The sequence below is a fragment of the Gottfriedia sp. NPDC057948 genome (assembly GCF_042887255.1).
Lineage (GTDB): Bacteria > Bacillota > Bacilli > Bacillales > Bacillaceae_G > Gottfriedia.
Window position 1 is genome coordinate 42,499 of the sequence record NZ_JBHVPN010000002.1, and the last position, 22,060, is coordinate 64,558.

Annotated in this window: 17 protein-coding genes; 15 read left to right on the forward strand and 2 right to left on the reverse strand. The window is 34.7% G+C overall.

From position 1 onward, the window contains the following. Window positions 1-118 precede the first annotated feature (118 nt). Window positions 119-1,414: a nucleobase:cation symporter-2 family protein gene (locus tag ACFVRR_RS04195; RefSeq protein ID WP_387325062.1), complete on the forward strand. Its 1,296-nt coding sequence runs from the start codon at window positions 119-121 to the stop codon at window positions 1,412-1,414. 38 nt (window positions 1,415-1,452) lie between these two features. On the opposite strand, the gene ACFVRR_RS04200 is transcribed toward ACFVRR_RS04195, so the two are convergent. Further along, window positions 1,453-2,754, reverse strand: coding sequence for an O-antigen ligase family protein (locus ACFVRR_RS04200; protein WP_387325065.1), 1,302 nt, complete (start codon window positions 2,752-2,754; stop codon window positions 1,453-1,455). A 412-nt stretch (window positions 2,755-3,166) separates the two neighbouring features. On the opposite strand from ACFVRR_RS04200, the gene murQ reads away from it, so the two are divergent. Beyond that, window positions 3,167-4,057 (forward strand): N-acetylmuramic acid 6-phosphate etherase, encoded by an 891-nt coding sequence (murQ, locus tag ACFVRR_RS04205; RefSeq protein ID WP_387325068.1) that lies wholly within the window; start codon window positions 3,167-3,169, stop codon window positions 4,055-4,057. 21 nt (window positions 4,058-4,078) lie between these two features. Continuing rightward, the gene (locus ACFVRR_RS04210; protein WP_387325070.1) at window positions 4,079-5,491 is read left to right on the forward strand and encodes a PTS transporter subunit EIIC; all 1,413 of its coding nucleotides are present in this window, start codon (window positions 4,079-4,081) and stop codon (window positions 5,489-5,491) included. Window positions 5,492-5,548: 57 nt separating this feature from the next. Here the strand turns inward: ACFVRR_RS04210 and ACFVRR_RS04215 are convergent, their stop codons facing one another. Continuing rightward, window positions 5,549-6,460 (reverse strand): Gfo/Idh/MocA family protein, encoded by a 912-nt coding sequence (locus tag ACFVRR_RS04215; RefSeq protein ID WP_387325073.1) that lies wholly within the window; start codon window positions 6,458-6,460, stop codon window positions 5,549-5,551. Between the two features lie 450 nt (window positions 6,461-6,910). On the opposite strand from ACFVRR_RS04215, the gene ACFVRR_RS04220 reads away from it, so the two are divergent. The 12 genes from ACFVRR_RS04220 (at window position 6,911) to ACFVRR_RS04275 (ending at window position 22,000) form a co-directional block, all read left to right on the forward strand. Next, window positions 6,911-8,626, forward strand: coding sequence for a long-chain fatty acid--CoA ligase (locus ACFVRR_RS04220; protein WP_387325076.1), 1,716 nt, complete (start codon window positions 6,911-6,913; stop codon window positions 8,624-8,626). A 299-nt stretch (window positions 8,627-8,925) separates the two neighbouring features. Beyond that, window positions 8,926-10,602: a sensor histidine kinase gene (locus ACFVRR_RS04225; RefSeq protein WP_387326038.1), complete on the forward strand. Its 1,677-nt coding sequence runs from the start codon at window positions 8,926-8,928 to the stop codon at window positions 10,600-10,602. A 1-nt stretch (window position 10,603) separates the two neighbouring features. Then, a complete protein-coding gene (locus tag ACFVRR_RS04230) occupies window positions 10,604-11,398 on the forward strand; it encodes a response regulator transcription factor (RefSeq protein WP_387325079.1) in 795 nt (264 codons plus the stop codon). A gap of 94 nt (window positions 11,399-11,492) precedes the next feature. Next, window positions 11,493-12,800 carry an extracellular solute-binding protein gene (locus tag ACFVRR_RS04235; RefSeq protein ID WP_387325082.1) on the forward strand — a complete coding sequence of 436 codons (1,308 nt, stop codon included), beginning with the start codon at window positions 11,493-11,495 and terminating at the stop codon, window positions 12,798-12,800. Window positions 12,801-12,884: 84 nt separating this feature from the next. Continuing rightward, the gene (locus ACFVRR_RS04240) at window positions 12,885-13,760 is read left to right on the forward strand and encodes a carbohydrate ABC transporter permease (RefSeq protein WP_387325085.1); all 876 of its coding nucleotides are present in this window, start codon (window positions 12,885-12,887) and stop codon (window positions 13,758-13,760) included. A gap of 102 nt (window positions 13,761-13,862) precedes the next feature. Then, complete coding sequence (locus tag ACFVRR_RS04245) at window positions 13,863-14,678, forward strand: carbohydrate ABC transporter permease (protein ID WP_387326040.1); 816 nt, start codon at window positions 13,863-13,865, stop codon at window positions 14,676-14,678. 46 nt (window positions 14,679-14,724) lie between these two features. Then, window positions 14,725-15,360 carry a YesL family protein gene (locus ACFVRR_RS04250; RefSeq protein WP_387325088.1) on the forward strand — a complete coding sequence of 212 codons (636 nt, stop codon included), beginning with the start codon at window positions 14,725-14,727 and terminating at the stop codon, window positions 15,358-15,360. 32 nt (window positions 15,361-15,392) lie between these two features. Then, window positions 15,393-16,364: an aldose 1-epimerase gene (locus ACFVRR_RS04255; protein WP_387325090.1), complete on the forward strand. Its 972-nt coding sequence runs from the start codon at window positions 15,393-15,395 to the stop codon at window positions 16,362-16,364. Window positions 16,365-16,397: 33 nt separating this feature from the next. Continuing rightward, a complete protein-coding gene (gene xylA / locus ACFVRR_RS04260) occupies window positions 16,398-17,732 on the forward strand; it encodes a xylose isomerase (RefSeq protein WP_387325093.1) in 1,335 nt (444 codons plus the stop codon). 94 nt (window positions 17,733-17,826) lie between these two features. Beyond that, entirely contained in the window at window positions 17,827-19,326 is a 1,500-nt protein-coding gene (gene xylB, locus ACFVRR_RS04265) for a xylulokinase (protein WP_387325096.1), read from the forward strand. A gap of 39 nt (window positions 19,327-19,365) precedes the next feature. Beyond that, complete coding sequence (locus ACFVRR_RS04270) at window positions 19,366-20,349, forward strand: aldo/keto reductase (protein ID WP_387325099.1); 984 nt, start codon at window positions 19,366-19,368, stop codon at window positions 20,347-20,349. A 46-nt stretch (window positions 20,350-20,395) separates the two neighbouring features. Then, window positions 20,396-22,000: a glycoside hydrolase family 43 protein gene (locus tag ACFVRR_RS04275; protein ID WP_387325102.1), complete on the forward strand. Its 1,605-nt coding sequence runs from the start codon at window positions 20,396-20,398 to the stop codon at window positions 21,998-22,000. The last annotated feature ends 60 nt before the right edge of the window (window positions 22,001-22,060 follow it).

The window sequence follows — 22,060 nt, forward strand, 5'->3', positions numbered from 1 at the left end:
AGGTTTCACTTGAGAGAAACATACTCAAGTGGAACCTGTCCTTTTTTGTTTTATAAAGAGGAATAACTGTACGTAATCAATTTAGATAAATTCAGCAATGACAAGGGAGAGAATCAGATTGTTAAGTAAACAAAAAGCATTTACATTAGGTTTTCAACACGTCATGGCTATGTATGCAGGTGCAGTTGTTGTACCTCTTATAATAGGTGGCGCGCTTAAACTTACGCCAACTCAGATCGCTTATCTAATAGCAGCAGATTTATTTACTTGCGGTATCGCAACAATCCTGCAAAGCATGGGGACTAAATACATTGGTAGCAGATTGCCAGTCGTTTTAGGATGTACCTTTACAGCGGTAGGTCCGATTATTGCAATTGCATCATCTTCAAACTTACCAACAGCATACGGTGCAATCATTATTTCTGGGATCTTTGTTGTATTAGCTGCTCCTTTTTATGGCAAACTTTTAAAATTTTTCCCTACAATTGTTACAGGATCAGTAGTAACGATAATTGGGCTTTCTCTAATTCCAGTAGCTATGAATAATGCAGCAGGTGGACAAGGGAGTCCAGACTTCGGGCAAATACACAATTTATTACTAGCCCTTCTTACACTTATCGTAATTTTAGTTGTTAACAGATGGGCTAAAGGATTTTTACGTACAATTTCCGTACTTGTTGGTTTGGTTGTAGGAACAGTTGCAGGTTATGCAATGGGAATCGTTCACTTTTCAAGCGTATCGGAAGCATCATGGTTTAGTATCGCTCAACCATTCTATTTCGGAGCACCAAAAATCAGTATTACAGCTATTATCACAATGATTATCGTATGTATCGTTAGTATGGTTGAGTCTACTGGAGTCTATTTCGCAGTCGGAAAAGCGACTAACCAAAAGGTTAAACAAGATCAGATCGTAAATGGGTTGCGTTCAGAAGGTCTTGCGATTATGCTTGGTGGTATTTTTAATGCATTTCCGTACACAGCGTTTTCACAAAATGTTGGTTTAATCTCACTTACAAAAGTTAAGTCTAGGGAAGTTATTTATGCTGCGGGAAGTATCATGGTTGTTCTTGGGTTATTACCTAAACTAGCAGCTTTAACGACTGTTATTCCAAATGCCGTTCTTGGAGGCGCAATGATTGTTATGTTCGGATCTGTCGCAGCTGCCGGGATATCAATTCTTTCAGAAGTCGATTTAGGTAAAGGCGAAAACCTATTAATCGCGGCTTGTAGTATAGCAGTAGGGTTAGGTTCAGCAACCCTTCCACAAATGTTCGACCAACTACCTGACTTTTTAAAAATGTTAATGCAAAATGGAATTGTGACAGGTTCATTAACTGCAATTATATTAAATTTATTCTTAACAAAACAAAATGTGGCAGTAGAAGTGCAAGTTACGAAAAAAATATCATAAGTTAACAAAAGAGACCCCTATCTGTCATAGGGGTCTCTTTAGTACTTATTACTAATAAACTTCGATTTTAAATAATGCAAAATCATGTACGAACTGACAACTAACCTTGCCGTGCTCCCATAAACGCTTATAAATTTGCCTTGAACTGCTGAAATCTCAATATTAAATTGCATACGTTTCGAATATCGATCCCAACACCCAAGCAGTATGACTGTGAGGAAGCCGATTTGTGGAGAGAACACTGGCTCATCAAATACCCCTGTAAACAAAATAATTGGTAGGCCGAGTAAAAAACTGTTGAAAAAACATTTTTTGCTGCGCTCAAAAAAGAATAAGTGAATGCATTTTATAATATTTATACTAATTAATGTTATAAAAGCCAATCCTCCTAATGTTCCGTATTCCGCAAACATACCCAGCAATAGATTATGTGCATGGGGGATAAAATGACCATATTGTATAACATATTCTTGACCAAATCCGATCGGTGTCACACCAAAGAATGGGTGATTCTGCCATATAGTATATGCGTTTTTCCAAATGTCCAACCTTTTATGCCCTGCTTGAATAACTGAATCGGCTCTTGGCATTATATAAAGCAACCATTTCAAAAAGAATAGTCCGATTATTGTACAAACAAAGAAAAAGATTCGATTAAGTCGGAAGATAAAAAGTAAGTAAATCAGAATCATCGTCGCAAAGCCAGCTCTTGAACCCGTAAGGTAAATTCCATAACTTAGTAGAAGTTGGATTGGAAGCTGCCATGCTAAGTTAATAAAGTGTTTTCTCTCTAAACTAGAAAGTAGACTGGCAAAGAGAAAGGAAATAGCGATTAATAAAATAAAAACAGTAAAATTGGGATTATATGCACAACCAATTAGACGGTTAAAATTCTTAGGTTCCACTTCACCAAAAAGCACTGTTCCTAATAAATAACCAACAATTCTAGGAAAAACAAACCATTTAGATATCCATCCAATTACACAACTATATACGCCTCCAAAGATTATGATCATGCGAAATCTCTGAAATAATTGACCTTTCTCAGTTACTAAAATCCTACAATAGATTCCCCAGTAACCAAGAATCATGATACCGACCAATAAAAATAATATATTTCTAAATAAAAGGGCAGCACCAATAGTAGATATAAATAGGCATAAGAAAAAGTACGAACTAAACGAATAAATAAACCGTTTATTAATAAACCATTGAGTATAGAGTGTGCGAAGTCCGATGATCAATAGCAATGAAATACCTACTGGAGGTAAGAGGAAGCAGAGAAGTGCGCTTTTCTCCACTAACGAGAAATTTTTATAAAACTGTATAAACTTTGTCATTGTATACACCTAGTTAAGTGACATAAATATCCTTAATCATACGGAGGATGTTGTCTTTTCATCTGTAAAATGAACTGTATTTTAGTTAAGTTGTCATCAAATTAACAAACATATTTTAAATACATAGGTTTAAAATACCACAATAGTTTATTAATTATGTTTTGAAATTGTAAATTGAGCTTAAACTTTTTTGCCAGACAAATTAATGTATAAATTATAGTTTTATGCTTCTTTAAAAGAAAAATTGTTAGTAATGGTTTTGTAAATATGTCGTCTATTTGAACAAAAATACGAATTAATAATATGAAATTTCTTCCTTATGAATTTTAGTATTGAAATTTTATTTCAAAAATAGTTATAATAAGTATGAAATTAAATTTACTTTTAAAAAATTACTTGAGGTGAAGCAAACATGCTTGAGAATTTAACAACCGAAACAAGAAATGAAAAAACAATGAATTTAGATGAGATGTCTATAGAAGAATTTTTAACCGTAATGAACGAAGAGGATGCTAAAGTTGCCGCTGCGGTTCGAAATGAAATCCCTAATATTTCTAAAGCTGTTGAAAAAATTGTAACTGCTTTCAAAAGTGGGGGGCGTCTGATTTATATAGGTGCAGGCACAAGTGGCCGCATAGGACTTTTAGATGCAGTTGAATGTCCTCCTACATTTGGAACAAGCCCAGAAGAGGTAGTAGGGTTAATTGCAGGTGGAGAAAAAGCTTTTATAAAAGCAGTTGAAGGTGCTGAGGATAGCGAAGAACTTGCAATTGAAGATTTAAAGGAAATTAAGTTAAGTAAAAATGATATTGTAGTTGGAATTGCAGCTAGTGGTCGTACACCTTATGTTATTGGTGGTTTAAAATATGCCAAAGAAATTGGTGCTTCTACTATAGCGGTTAGTTGTAACAAGGGCTCAAAGATTGGCCAAGAGGCAGAAATAGCAATTGAAGTTGTTAACGGACCTGAAGTATTAACTGGTTCAACTAGATTAAAGGCAGGTACTTCTCAAAAGTTAGTATGCAATATGTTATCTACAGCATCAATGGTTGGTATTGGAAAAGTATACGGTAACCTAATGGTTGATGTTCAATCAACAAATGAAAAACTAGTTGAGCGTTCAAAGCGTATTGTAATGGAAGCAACTTCTTGTACGTATGAAATAGCAGAAGAGTATTTAACGAAGTCGGATCAAAGTCCAAAAGTAGCAATCGTTATGATTCTTACTGGATTTAGTTATGAGCAAGCAATTGAGCAATTGAAAAAATCAGAAGGATTTGTTCGAAAAGCAATACAAAAATAAATATTGTTGGGGGAGTAGAAGATGGATAAATATCAAAGATTAGCTTCTGAAATCGCTGATGCAATTGGCGGTACTGATAACGTAGTTTCATTTACAAACTGTATGACAAGACTTCGTGTTAACGTTGCTGATCCTAGTTTAATTAATGAAGAACAAGTTAAAAAAATTAACGGGGTTTTGGGAACGGTTGATGATGAGACTTACCAAATCATTTTAGGCCCTGGTACAGTAACTAAAGTTGCAGAACAATTTGGTCATCTGAAAAACAGCTCATCAGGAAAACAAGGTACTTCATCAGCGGCTTTAAATGAAAAAGGTTCAGATCTTAAAGCCGAATTAAAAAAGAAAAATAACACACCTTTTAAAAATTTCTTACGAAAAGTCGGTAATATCTTTATTCCATTAATTCCAGCATTCGTTGGTGCAGGTTTAATTGCTGGTATAGCTTCGATTTTGTCAAACAATATCACTGCTCAAAACCTAGATGCAGCAACTTGGTCACAATTTGTTACAGTTTTAAATGTAATTAAAAACGCAATTTTTGGTTATTTAGCAATTTATGTTGGTATTAACGCAGCGAAGGAATTCGGGGCGACACCATCCCTTGGTGGAGTAATAGGTGGGGTAACACTTTTAACAGGTATGCTTCCGGATCAACCAATTAAAAATATCTTTAATGGTGATCCATTAGCTCCAGGTCAAGGTGGTATTATTGGAGTACTACTTGCAGTCTATTTATTATCAATTTTAGAAAAACAATTACGTAAAGTTATTCCAGATTCGATAGATATTATAATTACGCCTATGATTGCTTTATTAGTAGTAGGTTTGCTTACAATTTTCTTCATCATGCCATTCGCAGGATTTATTTCTGATAACTTAATTGGCTCAATTAACTGGATTATTTCAAAAGGCGGTATTTTAGCAGGGTTTATTTTAGGTATGGGATTCTTACCATTAGTAATGTTAGGTTTACATCAAGTTTTAACACCAATTCATATCGAATTAATTAATACAACTGGTGCGACTGAATTATTACCAATGCTTGCAATGGCAGGTGCTGGACAAGTTGGAGCAGCATTAGCATTATGGTTACGTTGCAAAAAGAATAAATCATTATCAAATATGATTAAAGGTGCTCTTCCAGTAGGTATTTTAGGTATTGGTGAACCATTAATTTATGGAGTTACATTACCTCTAGGTCGTCCATTTATCACTGCATGTATCGGTGGTGGTATTGGAGGTGCAGTAATTGGAATGTTTGGTAATGTTGGAGCAATTGCTATTGGTCCTTCAGGCGCAGCGTTAGTTCCACTTATTGCGCACGGAATGTGGCTTCAATATGTGATCGGATTACTTGCTGGTTATGCCGGTGGTTTCGTCCTAACGTATTTATTCGGTACTCCAAAAGATGCAATGGCTGAACAAGAATAAATAAAAAGTAAAACCCGAATAATTAGACCTCTCAAGTCTATTATTCGGGTTTTTTATTTAATCTACATTAGAATCAATATATTGAACGATTCTTTCGCAAATTTCATGTGTGATTAAGGAATCATTTATTGAAGGGTCTGGGGTTTTATTCTGTTCTATACAGTCAAGAAAGTGATCAACAATTTGGTAAAACCCACGTTTATATAGTGTTGGTTCCCAATCACCAAATTTTGTAATATTGATTTCTTTATTATGATAATGGGTGGTTTCGACTAAACTACTCACTAAATATTTATTTTGTGGTGTCATATATTCAATAATTTCTTCCGTAACACCGTTGTTTCTGTTCATTATTCCAATTGCCGTGCATCCCTCACCTATAAGTTGAATGATTAGGTGATCGAGCATATTATCTTTTTTTAAGAAATTGACATTTAAATCAACTACATTAGTGGACATTAAATACCTAAGTGTATCCACCACATGAATAAAATCCTCTACAACAAATCTTCTAGTATATTCAGGAAAGTTAAATCTATTTTTTTGCATGATTATTAAACTAGCCTTTCCATGCAAAGTAAGCTCTTTTACTCTAGGGGTAAACCGTCTATTAAATCCAACCATCGCTATTTTTCCTTGTTCTCTAGCTAGATTTACAATTTGTTCAGTCTCTTTGAAATTCATTGAAATAGGTTTATCAATATAAACATTTATACCATTTAATAATAACTTTTTCGTTATCATATAATGAGCTTCCGTGGCAGTACTAATAAATGCTGCATCAATATTCTTTTCTAACAATTCATCTACTGTATTAACCGTTTCATTGATTCGATATTTGTTTGATAAATGGTCTAGTGTCTCATTATTTCTTGTACATAGCACCAACTCGATCTTTTCTCTTTCAGAAAGAACAGGTAGATAGGCCTTCGCAGCTATATCTCCTAAACCGATTATTCCAATTCTCATATACTAACACCTCACTTGTTATTAATTGAAACATAGAAAAGCCGTAAAGTAAGTAATTGTATGTAATTTTACTTAAAAAATTTTCGCTACTCAAATCAAATACCTCGGTTAAATCGAATAGTTTTTTTAATTTTCAAAAAACTATTTATTCATTTAAGCTTTTCCATTATAATAAGGTCTAAAGTTGATTTTTATAATGATTTACTATTCCATTTTCCCTTTCCACACTAAACTTAGCAATTGCCCCGTTTTGCAATTTACTTTTAATTAATTTTAAAGATACTGTTTTAAACGAATAATTTGTAAGTGTTTTCTGGTAGAGCGATATTCATTAATTAGGCAATGTATATGAATAATTGCCCTAAATTTTTTATGCTTTCATACATACAAGAACGAGCAGTCAGTATTAAAACTTAATATAATAAAGGTTCATAAGCGGAGGGAAAAATTATGAGTACTTCACATTTTGCGTATTGGCCAAAAAGAGTTTTTAAATCTTTAACTATACCTGAGACAACACTTTATGATAATTTAGTCGTTTCGGCAAAAAGGTATCCAAATAAAACTGCAATCGAGTATTATGGTGCTTCAAAAACGTACAAGCAGCTTCTTGAAGAGGTTGATCATTTGGCAGGTTATCTTGAGCATAGGTTAGAAATATCCCCTGGTGAACGTGTAATGCTTTATATGCAAAACTCACCCCAATATGTTATCGCCTTTTATGCAATATTAAGAGTAAGAGGAATTGTAGTACCAATTAACCCGATGAACACCACAGATGAACTTGAATTTTACATAAATGATTGTGAAATTAAAACCGCAATCATTGGCCAAGAACTATCCCCTCAAATTGAACCTTTACAAGCTACAACTGGATTAGAGAATTTAGTAGTTGCAGTTTACTCTGAATACTTACCAACCATTCCTTTAGTTTCCGATTTAACAGCTGAAATAACTGAATCAAAGAAAATCTATCAAAACGAAAATTTATTTTATTGGGAGGATGCAATACAAACACAGCTCACCCCATCACTATATGAAGGTAACTCAGATGATGTTGCAGTCCTTCCATATACTTCAGGAACAACCGGTTTACCAAAAGGCTGTATTCACACACATAAAACTGTACAAGCAAATGTAGTAGGATCTGCCGTTTGGATGAATATTTCTGCAAATGCCGTTAGCTTTTCAACTTTACCTCTATTCCATGTAACAGGAATGGTTCATGGCATGCATACACCAATTTTTACCGGTTCAAGTATGGTATTGCTAACGAGATGGAATCGAAACCATGCATGCAATCTTATTGAAAATTATCAATGTACCCATTGGGTAAATATTAGTACAATGCTAATCGACTTTTTAGCAAATCCAAATTTAAATACAGATGACATTAAGTCTCTTGTAAATATTGCAGGTGGTGGGGCTCCTCTTCCAGAAGCAGTTGGAGAGCAACTATTCCAATTAACAGGGTTAAAGTTCGTAGAAGGGTATGGATTATCCGAAACAATTGCACAGACACATTTTAATCCGCCAGATCGACCAAAACTACAATGTCTTGGAATTCCATCATTTGACGTAGACGCCAGAATTATCGAGCCGGTAACGATGAAACAGTTAGGTGTTGGTGAAGTTGGTGAGATTGTTGTTAATGGGCCACAAGTATTTAAAGGATACTTTAACCGACAAGAAGAAACAAATGACGCCTTCATTGAAATAGACGGGAAACAATTTTTCCGTACAGGAGATATTGGTCGGTTTGATGATGAAGGGTACTATTTTATCGTTGATCGTGTTAAAAGGATGATTAACGCGTCAGGCTTTAAAGTGTGGCCAACTGAAGTGGAAAACCTACTCTATAAACATCCGGCCATTCAACAAGCTTGTGTTGTTAGTAAGCCTGATGAAAAAAGGGGCGAAACAGTAAAGGCATATGTGATCCTAAATCCTATTTATTCAGGCAAAGTAAGTGAGGATGACATTATCGATTGGTCAAAAGAGCATATGGCTAACTATAAATATCCGAGATACGTCGAATTTATTGATAAATTACCGACTACTGCAAGTGGGAAAATTTTATGGCGAACTCTTCAGGAAGCAGAATGGAGTAAAGTTGAACAAGTTAATGAGCGAGAAAAGTCAAAAGTTCAGGGAAAAGGTAAATAAATAGTAACTAAATGAAAAGTGGAGCCTCGACATCATATGTTTAGGTTCCTCTTTTTCGTGTTGTTTTTTATTTAAACTAATTACAATTATCCCAATATTGCCCTTAAACTACCTGGTAGTTATTACTAGACAGGTATTTTTAATATTCAGACTAATGATAAATATAGTATGATAATTTCTAAAGAAAGCCCTTACACTAACTTATTACTGAAAAGGTGATTACAATCGTCAAATTTAGATTACGGTTAAGAAAATTAAACACTTTACGAAATCAAATATTGGGTGTCTTCTTGATTGTTATGGTGATTGTTTTATCCATTGTATCCATTATGGTATATAACCAAGTTGGAACTTTAATGAAAGATACAACAGAAAAGCAAATCAAACAAACGGCTATTGAAGCAAATGGAAGAATGGAAACCTTGTATAAGCAAATTGACACTTTATCAAATCAATTAATGACCAACGAGACGGTTCAACAAATATTACTCGGATTGAAAAACGGAGAAAGTGTTGATTTTGCAAGAAGACAATCACTAATCAGAGTCATAAATAACTTTTTAGCTTATTCAAATGGAATCTCTTCTTTTGAGCTATATTCTTCAGAAGGTAATCGTATTTTTCCATTCGGTGATAAAAATTTATCTAGTGTAATCGATGAAAAATGGGTAAAGGAAGCAGAAGCCGAGAAAGGAAGGTTAGTGTGGGTAGGGAAAGATCCTAAAAATAGTAACTATTCTTATGCAATAAGAAGGGTTAGTTTAATGGATCGTTGGTTTTCAAATGGAGGATATTTAGTCGTAAGAATTCTTAATAGTTATTTTCAGGTTGAAGAAAGTAAATTATCTCCTGGAGAGAAGGACTATATGATGCTGCTTGATAGGGATTTAACTCCGATAACGGATAACTACGGCATTGATATTCAAAAGTTTTTATTAGAAGGATACGAATCGATAAAAGTAAATAAAAAACAATATATGATTGTTACGCAACCATCTACAAAAACGGGCTGGACACTTGTTATTTTAAAACCTACAAGCTTTTTAAATGAGCGGGTAACACCGGTAAGAAAAGCGACCCTATTATCTGGTGCGATTGGATTGATCATTTTTGTTATATCATCAATTATTCTAGCAACAATGATCACAAGACCGATAAAGAAACTTACAAATACAATGAAGAACGCGAAAATGGACGAGTTGAAAATTAACAAGGAAAGCGCAGCTTCATTAGAAATTATTGAATTAAATAGAACGTATAACCAGATGGTAGAAAATACTAATCATTTAATACAGGTCGTTTATGAAAAAGAATTACTTCGTAGTCAAACGGAGTTGAAGGCACTACAAGCCCAAATCGATCCGCACTTCCTTTATAATACGCTAAATGCACTTTACTGGTCTTTAGATGATCGAGGTGAGGAGGATTTAGCAGAAATAGTGATTGCAATGTCGGGATTATTTCGCTATACAATCGGCAATGCAAATAGTAGTGAATGGGTAACTATACAAGCTGCTCTCGACCAAATTGAACGATATTTACAGATTATGAAAATGAGGTTAGGAGAACGGTTGTTTTGGGAGATATCTGTTGAGCCAAATCTATTAGCTATTAAAATACCTAAACTGCTAATCCAACCTTTAGTTGAGAACGCCATTATGCATGGTATTGAAAGTAGTCGAGAACAAGGGAGTGTTTTAGTGAAGATTAAAAGGATTAATGACTCATCTAATTTATTAGTGGCTGTTAAGGACAATGGACCGGGTATTGATAGAGAAGCTCTTAATGCCCTTAATCTAGCAATTAAAAATGATAATGTTTCATCCTTTAAAGGGATGGGTATGGCGCTTACGAATGTAAATAAAAGAATCAAATTATATTACGAAGGATATGATTTAGGTGGCCTTCGTTTAGAAAGTGAAATCGGTAAAGGTACAACTGTATTATTCGAAGTTCCAGACAAAGGTGGAGAATAATTTGGATACAAAAACGATTCTAATTGTTGATGATGAACAAGCGACTAGACAAGGATTTAAAAAAACATTAGAGAAATGGTCAAACGGTAAATTTGAAATTCTTAGTGCGGCAAATGGTCAAGAAACAGTTGAACAGATGAGCAGAACAAGAATTCATCTTTTAGTAACTGATATTTGTATGCCTGAAATGAATGGTTTAGAGCTTCTAAATAACCTAAAGGATAAAGGACATAGGTTTGTTTCAATCATAATTTCTGGACACCCTGACTTTGAATATGCCCAGGAGGCTATTCGTCTAGGAGTTGTAAATTACTTATTAAAACCAGTAAGTAAACAAAAATTAATTGAAGCTATTGAGCAAGCGCTTGAAAAGGAAGCAAATATTGAACGGATTGAATATATGGAAAAAGTGACTGATCAGAAATTATTAAAACTAGATCAGGTTAATAACCGCTCTAACTCAATTAACGGAGCAAAGACCTTTATTAATGAAAATATAAGCAATCAAATTTCCTTAAAGGATGTAGCAGAAGCGGTACATCTAAATGCGAGCTATTTTAGTGTGTTATTTAAAGAGCAAGTAGGATTAACATTTAGTGAGTACTTGACTAGAAAGAGATTACAAATTGCAAAAAATCGCCTACTGACAACAGATTTGCAAATTGAAGAAATTGCACTAGAAGTAGGCTATCAGACAGCTAAATATTTCATTAAGATCTTTAAGGATTACGAGGGTATTACCCCTAGTAAATTTAGAAAAGTATCGGAACTTGATGATTCACTAATCCAAAAATAGTGGAATTTTATCCAATCGTGGTTACCTTACCGCGTTTTTTTTTTAGTGCTAGAATTTACTTGTAACGAAAAATTCAAAAAAATGGGGGTTAGACATGTTTAAGAAAGCGTCTTCATTAATGTTAGCACTAGTTCTTATTCTAATGGTTGCTTTAACTGGCTGTGGTAAATCTAATAACGCGTCAACTGAAAGCGGTTCCAAAAAAGTGATCAAGTTTATGCACCTTTGGCCAGCTGGAAGTTCCAAGCAACAAAACTTAATTGTATCTGACATTATTAAACAATATGAGGCTGAACATAAGGATGTAAAAATTGAAGTAGAAGTTCTTGAAAATGAGCAATACAAGAATAAGATTAAAGTTCTTTCTTCTTCTAATGAACTTCCAGATGTTGGGTTTACGTGGGCAGCAGGATATATGAAACCATTTGTAAAGGGTGGCCTTTTTGCTGATTTAGATGATGTGTTAAATAACGGATTAAAAGATTCTTTTGTAAGCGGAACAACAGAAGCATATGCAATCGATGGAAAAACTTATGGATTACCTCTAGAACTAAACATCGCTCCAATTTATTACAATAAAGCAATTTTTGAAAAATATAACCTTCAAGTACCACAAACTTATAGCGAATTCCAAAACGTTGTTAAAACACTTGCTAAAAATGGAGTTGCTCCAATCGCTTTAGGAAATAAAGATCGTTGGACAGGTTCACTTTGGTATATGTATTTGGCAGACAGAATTGGTGGAGCTGATGTACTTAATAAAGCAATTAACCATACAGGAACATTCGAAGATCCTGCACTTGTATCAGCGGCATCAGAGGTTCAAAACCTAGTTAAAGAAAATGCATTTAATAAAGGTTTTAATGGATTATCGAATGATGAAGGTAAATCTGAATTCTTAAATGGAAATGCAGCTATGTACTTAATGGGAACATGGGAGCTTCCAAACTTTACGACAAACGAAGAAATTTCAAAAGATTTCCGTGACAATGTAGGTTTCTTTAAATTCCCTACTTATGAAGGTGGAAAAGGAAATATTAACAGCTGGGTTGGTGGCCCAGGAGTAGGTTTATTCGTAGCAGAGCATTCAAAAGTGAAAGCTGAAGCTAAAGACTTTGTTAAATTCTTTGTAGAGAAGTGGGGAGAGCAATCTGTTGAAAAAGCGGGTGTAATTCCAGCGACTAAGGTTGATACTTCAAAAGTAAATTTACCACCATTATATATTGATGTGTTAAATGAATTAAATAAAGCTAGCAACTTAACATTATTTGCTGACGTTCAAATGAGTGCTTCTGTAGCAGAAACTCACTTAAACTTAATCCAATCTTTATTTGGAAATGAAGTAAAACCAAAAGACTTTGCTAAACAACATGAAGAAGCTTTAAAGGCAGAAGATAAATAAATTCTGATGTACTAAAGAAAAGGGCATATGGATTCATTTTAATATGCCCTTGATTTTTAAACATAGGGAAGGAGTTGAATCGAAGTGAATAAAGCTATGTCAAATAAAAAAATAATCGCCTTGTATATTACACCAGCTCTTTTTCTGATCCTTGCTTTGATTTACGTTCCAATCGTACAAACTGGATACTTTGGCTTAATGAAATGGAATGGAATTGGGGAAAAGGAGTTCATAGGTTTAAAGAATTATTCCCACTTATTACATGATCCTCTATTTTGGAAAAGTGCTTTCCACTCCTTTTTATTAGCAGTATTTTCAGCAGTTAGTTTAATTGGTTACTTGTTCATCTCATTTGTACTTGCAGGAAAAATTAAAGGTGCAGACCTTCTTAGAAAAATATATCTTATTCCAATGCTACTTGCTTCTGTTGCAATTGCTCAGCTTTGGCTTAAAATTTATCATCCTACTAACGGTATTCTAAATAGCTTACTTGTTTCTCTAGGAGTTCATAATCCACCAGCCTGGTTAGCTGAAACAAACTTAGCATTATATGCGATTATTATTCCAATTATTTGGCAGTACGCCGGTTTTTATATTTTGATTTACTATGCAGCTCTTAAAAATATTCCAGACTCACTAATTGAAGCTGCAAGAATCGATGGGGCAACACCAATTCAAATCGCATTAAAAATAAAATTACCATTAATCATGAATGTTGTGAAAGTAACGATTGTTCTTGCCGTCGTTGGGTCACTTAAATACTTTGATTTAATTTATGTTATGACAGGTGGTGGCCCCAATGGTTCAAGTGAAGTAATGGCTTCCTATATGTATCAAAAAGCATTCAAAGGTTTTGATTTTGGATATGCAAGTGCAATTGGATTTTTCTTATTAGTTATTTGTTTAGTAGTTACTTGGATTATTCGTAAGTTTACTGAAGCAAATAATGACATTTACTAAAAGAAAGGGGGATTTTAAGTGGATACGGTAAGAGTTACAGGATCTCAAGCCATTGTAACTGAAAAGAAAACTGACCGTAGCAAGAATAGTGTTTTTAGTAGAATTGCTTACGGATTTATGTATCTTTTCCTTATAATCGTAGCGATTTTTCAATTATTTCCGATCATATGGCTATTTCTTTTTTCATTAAAAAATAACCAAGAAGTTTTCAATATGTCACCTTTTTCTTTACCTGAAAGCCCAAAGTGGGAGAATTATACGAAAGTTTGGACTGAGGGAAACATTAGTCAATATTTCTTTAACAGTGTAACTTATACAATCGCTGCCGTTATTTTAACGGTTGTACTAGCAAGTATGGTAACCTTCGCAATTACAAGAATGAATTGGAAAGCAAGTAAATGGGTATTGGGATTATTTATGGTAGGTTTAATGATTCCAGTCCATTCTACATTGATTCCTTTATTTAATACTTTTACAAAAATAAATTTAATTGATAATCCACTCTCGGTAATCCTTACGTACACAGCTTTTAACTTGCCAATAACGATTATGATTTTAATTGGTTTTTATGAAGCTCTACCTAGAGAGGTAGAAGAAGCAGCGATTATGGACGGGGCATCAATTAACCATATCTTTTTTAAGATTACTTTACCAATGACATCACCAGTAATTGCTACAGCGGCAATTATTAATATGATTTACAACTGGAATGAGTTTGTCTTCGTTAATACATTTATTAGTTCAGATCAATTTAAAACACTCACGGTTGGTATTCAAAATTTTATTGGGCAGTATACGACTGATTGGGGAGCAATTGGAGCTACGTTAGTTATTAGTATTCTACCAATCCTAATTGCCTTCCTTATATTAAGTAATCGAATTGTAGAAGGAATTGCTTCTGGGTCAGTAAAAGGTTAAATACATTAGATAAGCTTTAGATGAATTTGTAAAGGAGGGTGATTAAATGATATTCGGAAAAACGATGGGTAAATTGTTTACGCTATGTGAGTGGGTTATGAAATTAGCATATGTCAATCTACTATGGTTCCTCTTTACAATTGGAGGACTAGTCATATTTGGTTTTTTCCCTGCTACAGTAGCCCTTTTTACAATTGTTCGTAAATGGATAGGAAAAGAAACAGATCTTCCGATTTGGAGAACATTTCTAACTGTTTTCCTGAAGGAATTTAAACGTTCCAATAAACTTGGTTTTGTATTCATTTGTAGTGGCATCTTCCTAGCGTTTGATGCATTTTACATTCGAACGATTGAAGGGATGCTCCAATTTATTTTAATCATTCCTTTATTAGTCATTGCAGCAGTTTATTTAATGGTTTTCCTTTATATTTTTCCACTATATGTACATTACGAATTTAAACTAAAAGACTATTTTAAAAATGCATTCTTTTTAAGTGTTTTTCATTTTCACATTACTTTAATAATGCTAGTTAGTCTAATCGCTATACTACTTCTGTTGCTCTATCAGCCAGGGCTAATTCCATTCTTTAGTGTCGTGTCAATTGCTTGGATTTTCATGTTCTGTGGTATGTATAGCTTTAATCGAATAGACCAAAGACAAGGTAAGATTAGCAAAGTCTAAGTGTAGAAATTATGACAGAACGGGGAATCTAGATGAATACTTATGCTGAGGAAATCTCTTTTTTAAATGAACCAGCAATTAAAGCAGGTAATAGTGAATTGGAGATTATCATTATTCCCGGATGGGGATCAAACTTGATTTCCATGGTTCATAAAAAATCAAATACTGAGCTTTTAAGGGTGCCTAACTCAACCGAGGAGTATTCGAATAACCCAGTTCTTTACGGTACCCCAATCCTGTTCCCTCCAAATCGTATCGATCAAGGTAAGTTTCGATTTGGCAAAAGAACGTATCAATTTGAAATTAATGAAATGGACAAGCAGAACCATATTCATGGTTTTGTTCACACAAGGGAGTGGAATATCTCGAGTGTAGAAGTTAATGAGCAAACGGTGAAAATTATTACTGAGTTTGATTCAAGTAAGCACGAAGATGTAATGGCTCAATTCCCGCATCACTTTGTAATTAGGATGAGCTTTATTCTAAATGATAACTTATTCGCTAAAAGAGCAGAAGTTATTAATAAAAGTAATGAAGTTTTACCGTTTGGCTTTGGATATCATACTAGTTTCGTATTCCCAGAAGAAACTTCAATCTTCAAGCTTCCAGTCGATAAACGTTGGAAACTAAATGATCGATTTTTACCAACGGGGGAATTAGAAGATATTGAGTACAAATATGAGTTGAGTGAAGGAATGAGCCTGTACGGGCTAGAGTTAGATGATGTTTTTCTATCTAACCCCAATAACAGTAGTCTACAGACGGCACAAATATCGAACAAATCAACAGGAATTGAGATTAATTATACCGTTGACCAAAGTTTTAAGCATTGGGTTGTTTATAACAAAGATGGGAGAAGCGGCTTTTTATGCCCCGAGCCCTACACGTGGGTAACTAACGCTCCTAATCTTGAAGTAAGTGGAGAACTGACTGGCTTACAAGGAATTGAGCCAGATGATATGAAAGTATTGCGCACTTGGATTGTCATTTTACATAAGTCATAAAATACAAAACTACTATTTTAGGAGGAATTAAACATGAGTTACTTTACTAATATTAACAAAATTAAATTCGAAGGTCCTAAATCAAAAAATCCATTTTCATTTAAATATTATGATCCTCAAAGAATAATTAATGGCCAAAAAATGGAGGATTTACTTCGTTTTTCAGTTGCTTACTGGCATACATTTACCGCAGATGGTTCAGATCCATTTGGAGCAGGTACAATGCAACGTCCTTGGAACCACTTAACGGGAATGAATCTTGCAAAAGCACGTGTAGAAGCATCATTTGAGTTCTATGAAAAGTTGGATGTTCCTTTCTTCTGTTTCCACGATTCAGATGTTGCCCCTGAAGGAAATACATTAGGTGAAACGTATAAAAACTTAGATGTCATTGTAGAAATGATAAAAGAATATATGAAAACAAGTAAAACAAAATTGCTTTGGAATACGGCAAATATGTTTACTCATCCTCGCTATGTGAATGGAGCTGCTACTTCTAATAACGCGGACGTATTTGCCTATTCAGCTGCAAAAGTGAAAAAAGGATTAGAAATTGCAAAAGAGCTTGGTGCAATTAACTATGTATTCTGGGGTGGGCGTGAAGGTTATGACACGCTAATGAATACAGATATGAAGCTTGAACAAGACAATCTTGCGCGTTTCTTCCATATGGCTGTAGATTACGCAAAAGAAATCGGATTCGATGGTCAGTTCTTAATCGAACCAAAACCAAAAGAACCAACGAAGCATCAATATGACTTTGATGTGGCAACTGGATTAGCGTTCTTACAAGCAAATGGTTTAGACAAACAGTTTAAATTCAACATTGAAGCGAATCATGCAACACTTGCTGGTCATACATTTGAGCATGAATTACGCGTTGCTCGAATTAATGGAATGCTTGGTTCAGTTGATGCAAACCAAGGTGATAAGTTAATTGGTTGGGATACAGATGAGTTCCCTACAGATCTTTACTCTACTACATTAGCAATGTATGAAATCTTAAAAAATGGTGGCTTAGGAAAAGGCGGCCTGAACTTTGATGCAAAAGTAAGAAGGGGATCATTTGATGTAGAAGATTTATTCCATGCACATATAGCTGGAATGGATAGCTTTGCAATTGGCACATTAGTAGCTAATAAACTAATTGAAGATAAAGTATTTGAAAGCTTTATTGAAGATCGTTATAGCAGCTTCACTTATGGTATTGGTAAAGAAATCGTAGAGAATAAAGCAAGTTTCCATACACTTGAAGCATACGCATTAAGTTTAGGTGATATCCAAAATAAATCAGGTCGTGAAGAACGTCTTAAATCAGTGCTAAACCAATACTTATTAGAAGCGATTGCTGAATTCGCAACAGTTTAAAAATCTTTTGACCATAAAATGTGCTGGGAAATTCATTGTTTCCAGCACATTTTTCTCATCGATACGCTAAAAAAACAATAAAAGGATGATTGTTATGAAATATGTAGTCGGTATTGACCTTGGTACAAGTGCCGTAAAAATTTTGTTAGTTAATCAGTCAGGAGAGGTATGCCAAGAAGTATCTCGTGCCTATCCATTAATACAAGAGAAATCCGGATATAGTGAACAAAACCCAGAAGAATGGGTTGAAAAAACCATCGATGGACTTGCCGAACTAGTTAGAGAATTTGATGGTCATCCGAATGATATACAAGGGATTAGCTTCTCAGGTCAAATGCATGGTCTAGTGCTATTGAATAAAGAAAATGAAAGCCTTCGTAATGCAATTTTATGGAATGACACAAGAACGACTAAGCAATGTGAAAAGATCAATGAAATAGTAGGCAAAGAACGTTTACTGGAAATAACGAAAAATCCAGCACTTGAAGGATTTACTCTACCGAAGCTTTTATGGGTAAAGGAATTTGAACCTGAGATTTATCATCAGTCAGCAGTGTTTTTATTACCTAAAGACTATCTTCGTTATCGTCTGACTGGAAAAATTCATACTGAATACTCAGATGCTGCTGGAACATTACTTTTAAACGTAAAAGATAAGCAGTGGAGTGAAGAATTATGTACTAAATTCGATATTCCTTTGGATCTTTGCCCACCAATTGTCGAGTCTCAGACTTGCGTTGGAACTATTACAAAAGAGGTTTCTAATTTGACAGGACTTAGTCGAGAAGTGAAAGTATTTGCAGGCGGAGCCGACAATGCATGTGGCGCTATCGGCTCAGGTATTTTAAAAGAAGGCAATACGCTATGTAGTATTGGTACTTCAGGAGTTGTTCTTTCTTATGAAGAGCACGGAGAACACGACTTCAAAGGCAAAGTTCATTATTTTAACCATAGTAAAGAAGATGCTTTCTATTCAATGGGTGTAACGCTAGCCGCAGGATTTTCATTAAGCTGGTTTAAGGATACCTTTGCTGAGAGTGTGAATTTCGAACAACTATTAGATGATGTTGATACTGTTTCAATTGGATCAAATGGTTTAATGTTTACTCCGTATTTGGTTGGTGAAAGAACACCACATGCGGATTCAGTTATTAGAGGATGTTTTATCGGCATGGATGCCGCACATAAGAGAAGTGATTTTACGAGGGCTGTCATGGAAGGCATTACTTTTTCGTTGAATGAGTCAATTGAAATTTTCCGAAATAACGGTAAAAATATTGATTCAATTATTTCAATGGGTGGCGGTGCTAAAAATCCTATTTGGCTTCAAATGCAAGCAGATATTTTTAATGCGACAATTATTAAGCTTTCAAGCGAGCAAGGTCCTGGGATGGGTGCGGCGATGATTGCTGCTTATGGATGTAATTGGTTTGAATCATTAGAGGCTTGTGCCGAAGAGTTCATAAAGCCAATCACTTCATATAAACCAGTTAGTGAAAATGTTAAACAATATGAGAAGCTTTATTCAATTTATAAGCAAGTTTATTCCAACACGAAGGAATTAAATAGAATGTTATCTGAATTTAGAAATTAGTATAAGACGCTAAAAATAGCACTAGAGGGGGAGTTTTACTTGAATTATCGAGAACTTGGTAATACAGGTTTAATGATTAGTGAGGTAAGTTTTGGAACTTGGGCAATTGGTGGAGCATGGGGAAAAACAGATGATACGGAAGCTTTAAAATCATTACAACACGCAATCGACCAAGGTGTAAATTTTTTTGATACTGCAGATGTTTATGGTGATGGACATAGCGAAGAACTATTGGCTAAAGCCACAAAAGGACTTGAAGATAAAATTTATATAGGCACAAAATTTTGCCGAAAAGGTGATATCTTTTCACCGGAAAATTACTCATATGAAGTGGTTAAGTCAAATTGCGAGGATAGTCTAAAACGCTTAAATCGAGATGTAATCGATTTATATCAAGTTCATTGCCCAGCAACTGAAATTTTAAAGGATGGACAAGTATTTGATGTACTTGACCGTTTAAAAAGTGAAGGGAAAATCCGCCATTACGGTGTTAGTGTTGAAACGATTGAAGAAGGATTGATTTGTTTAGAAAACCCAAATGTGAAAAGCTTACAGATTATCTTTAATATTTTTAGACAAAAGCCATTAGAAGAATTACTTCCCGAGGCTTATAAGCGTGGGGTTGGTGTTCTTGTAAGATTACCGCTAGCCAGTGGACTCTTATCTGGAAAGTATAAGGCTGATCATATTTTTGAGGAAGATGATCACCGAAACTTTAATGAAAATGGAGCGGCCTTTAATATCGGAGAAACATTTGCAGGTTTGGGCTTTAAAAAAGGAGTAGAATTGGCAAATCGAATTAACTGGATTGCTGAAGGAAGGTCATCGATGGCAAGTGGAGCACTTAGATGGATTTTAGATCAAAAAGAAATTACATGTGTAATTCCTGGCTTTAGAAATCAAAGCCAAGTGGATGGCAACTTAGAAGCAATGAATATACAATCTTTTTCGAAAGCGGAATTAGATCAATTAGAGCTTTTCTATCAAAAAAATGTTTCGGACTTTATCAAAGGTGCTTACTAAAAAAAGTAATGTATGAACTAGATAGATGCATATGGAGGAGTATAAAATGGCTAAAATCAGTAATCCAATTTTACCGGGTTTTAATCCGGATCCAAGTATTTGCCGAGTTGGGGAAGATTATTACATTGCAGTTTCAACTTTTGAATGGTTTCCAGGAGTAGGAATCTATCATTCAAAGGATTTAAAGAACTGGCGCTTAGCATCAAGACCTTTGAACCGTTTAAGTCAATTAAACATGACAGGTAATCCGGATTCGGGTGGAATTTGGGCTCCCGCATTATCTTATCGTGACGGACAGTTTTGGTTAATTTACACGGATGTAAAGGTAGTTGAAGGTCAATGGAAAGATTGCCACAACTATCTCGCAACTTGTGAAACGATTAACGGAGAATGGTCAGATCCAATTTATTTAAATAGTACTGGATTTGATCCGTCTCTATTCCACGATGAGGATGGAAAAAAATATTTAGTGAATATGGTTTGGGATCATCGCGTAGGAAATCATCATTTTTATGGCATTTCATTACAAGAATACAGTGTAGAAGAACAGAAACTGATCGGAAAAGCAGAGGTTATCTTTAAAGGAACTGATATTAAACTGACGGAAGCACCACATCTATATAAAAAAAATGAATACTATTACTTATTAACGGCAGAAGGTGGTACGAAATATGATCACCAAGCTACAATTGCTAGGTCAAAACAGTTAAAGGGTCCATATGAAGTGCACCCAGAAAACCCGTTAATTTCGTCATTCCATGCACCAAGAATTCCCCTTCAAAAAGCAGGACATGCATCAATTGTTCAAACGCATACAGATGAATGGTTCCTTGTGCATTTAACAGGAAGACCATTACCAAGAGAAGGTCAACCGTTGTTAGACCCAAGAGGTTTCTGTCCATTAGGAAGAGAAACTGCTATTCAAAGGCTTGAGTGGAAAAATGATTGGCCGTATGTCGTAGGAGGGAATAGTCCATCACTTGAAATAGAGGGTCCAAAAATAGATGAAGTAAAATGGAAAAGCGACTACCCAGAGATGGATGACTTTAACTCAGAAATCTTAAATCCTCACTTTCAAAACTTGAGAATTCCATTAGGAGAGAATATCGTATCATTAAAAGACAATCCAGGGCATCTACGTCTTTACGGAAGAGAATCCCTAACATCTAAATTTACTCAGTCATTTATAGCAAGACGTTGGCAAGATTTTAACTTTACTGCAGAAACAAAAATAGCATTTAATCCAAAGACATTCCATCAATCAGCTGGTTTAGTAAATTACTATAACACTCAAAACTGGACTTCATGTCAAATCACTTGGAATGAAGAAAAGGGCAGAATTCTTGAGTTAGTAACATGTGATAATTTTAAGTTCGATCAACCCCTACAAGGTAACGAAATTATCATTCCAAAACATGTTGAATATGTGCATCTTCGAGTAGATGTGAAAACGAATGTTTACAAGTACTTTTACTCATTTGATGGAGAGGACTGGACAGAAATACCTGTAGCACTTTATTCATATAAACTGTCTGATGATTATATTCAAGGCGGGGGATTCTTTACAGGTGCATTCGTTGGAATGCAATGTCAGGATACGACTGGTCAAGGGCTCCATGCGGATTTTGACTATTTTATTTATAAGAGATAACAAAAAATGTCCCTGAAGGTTGTTTTAACTAATCTTAGGGACATTTTCTTTTCTTCATTA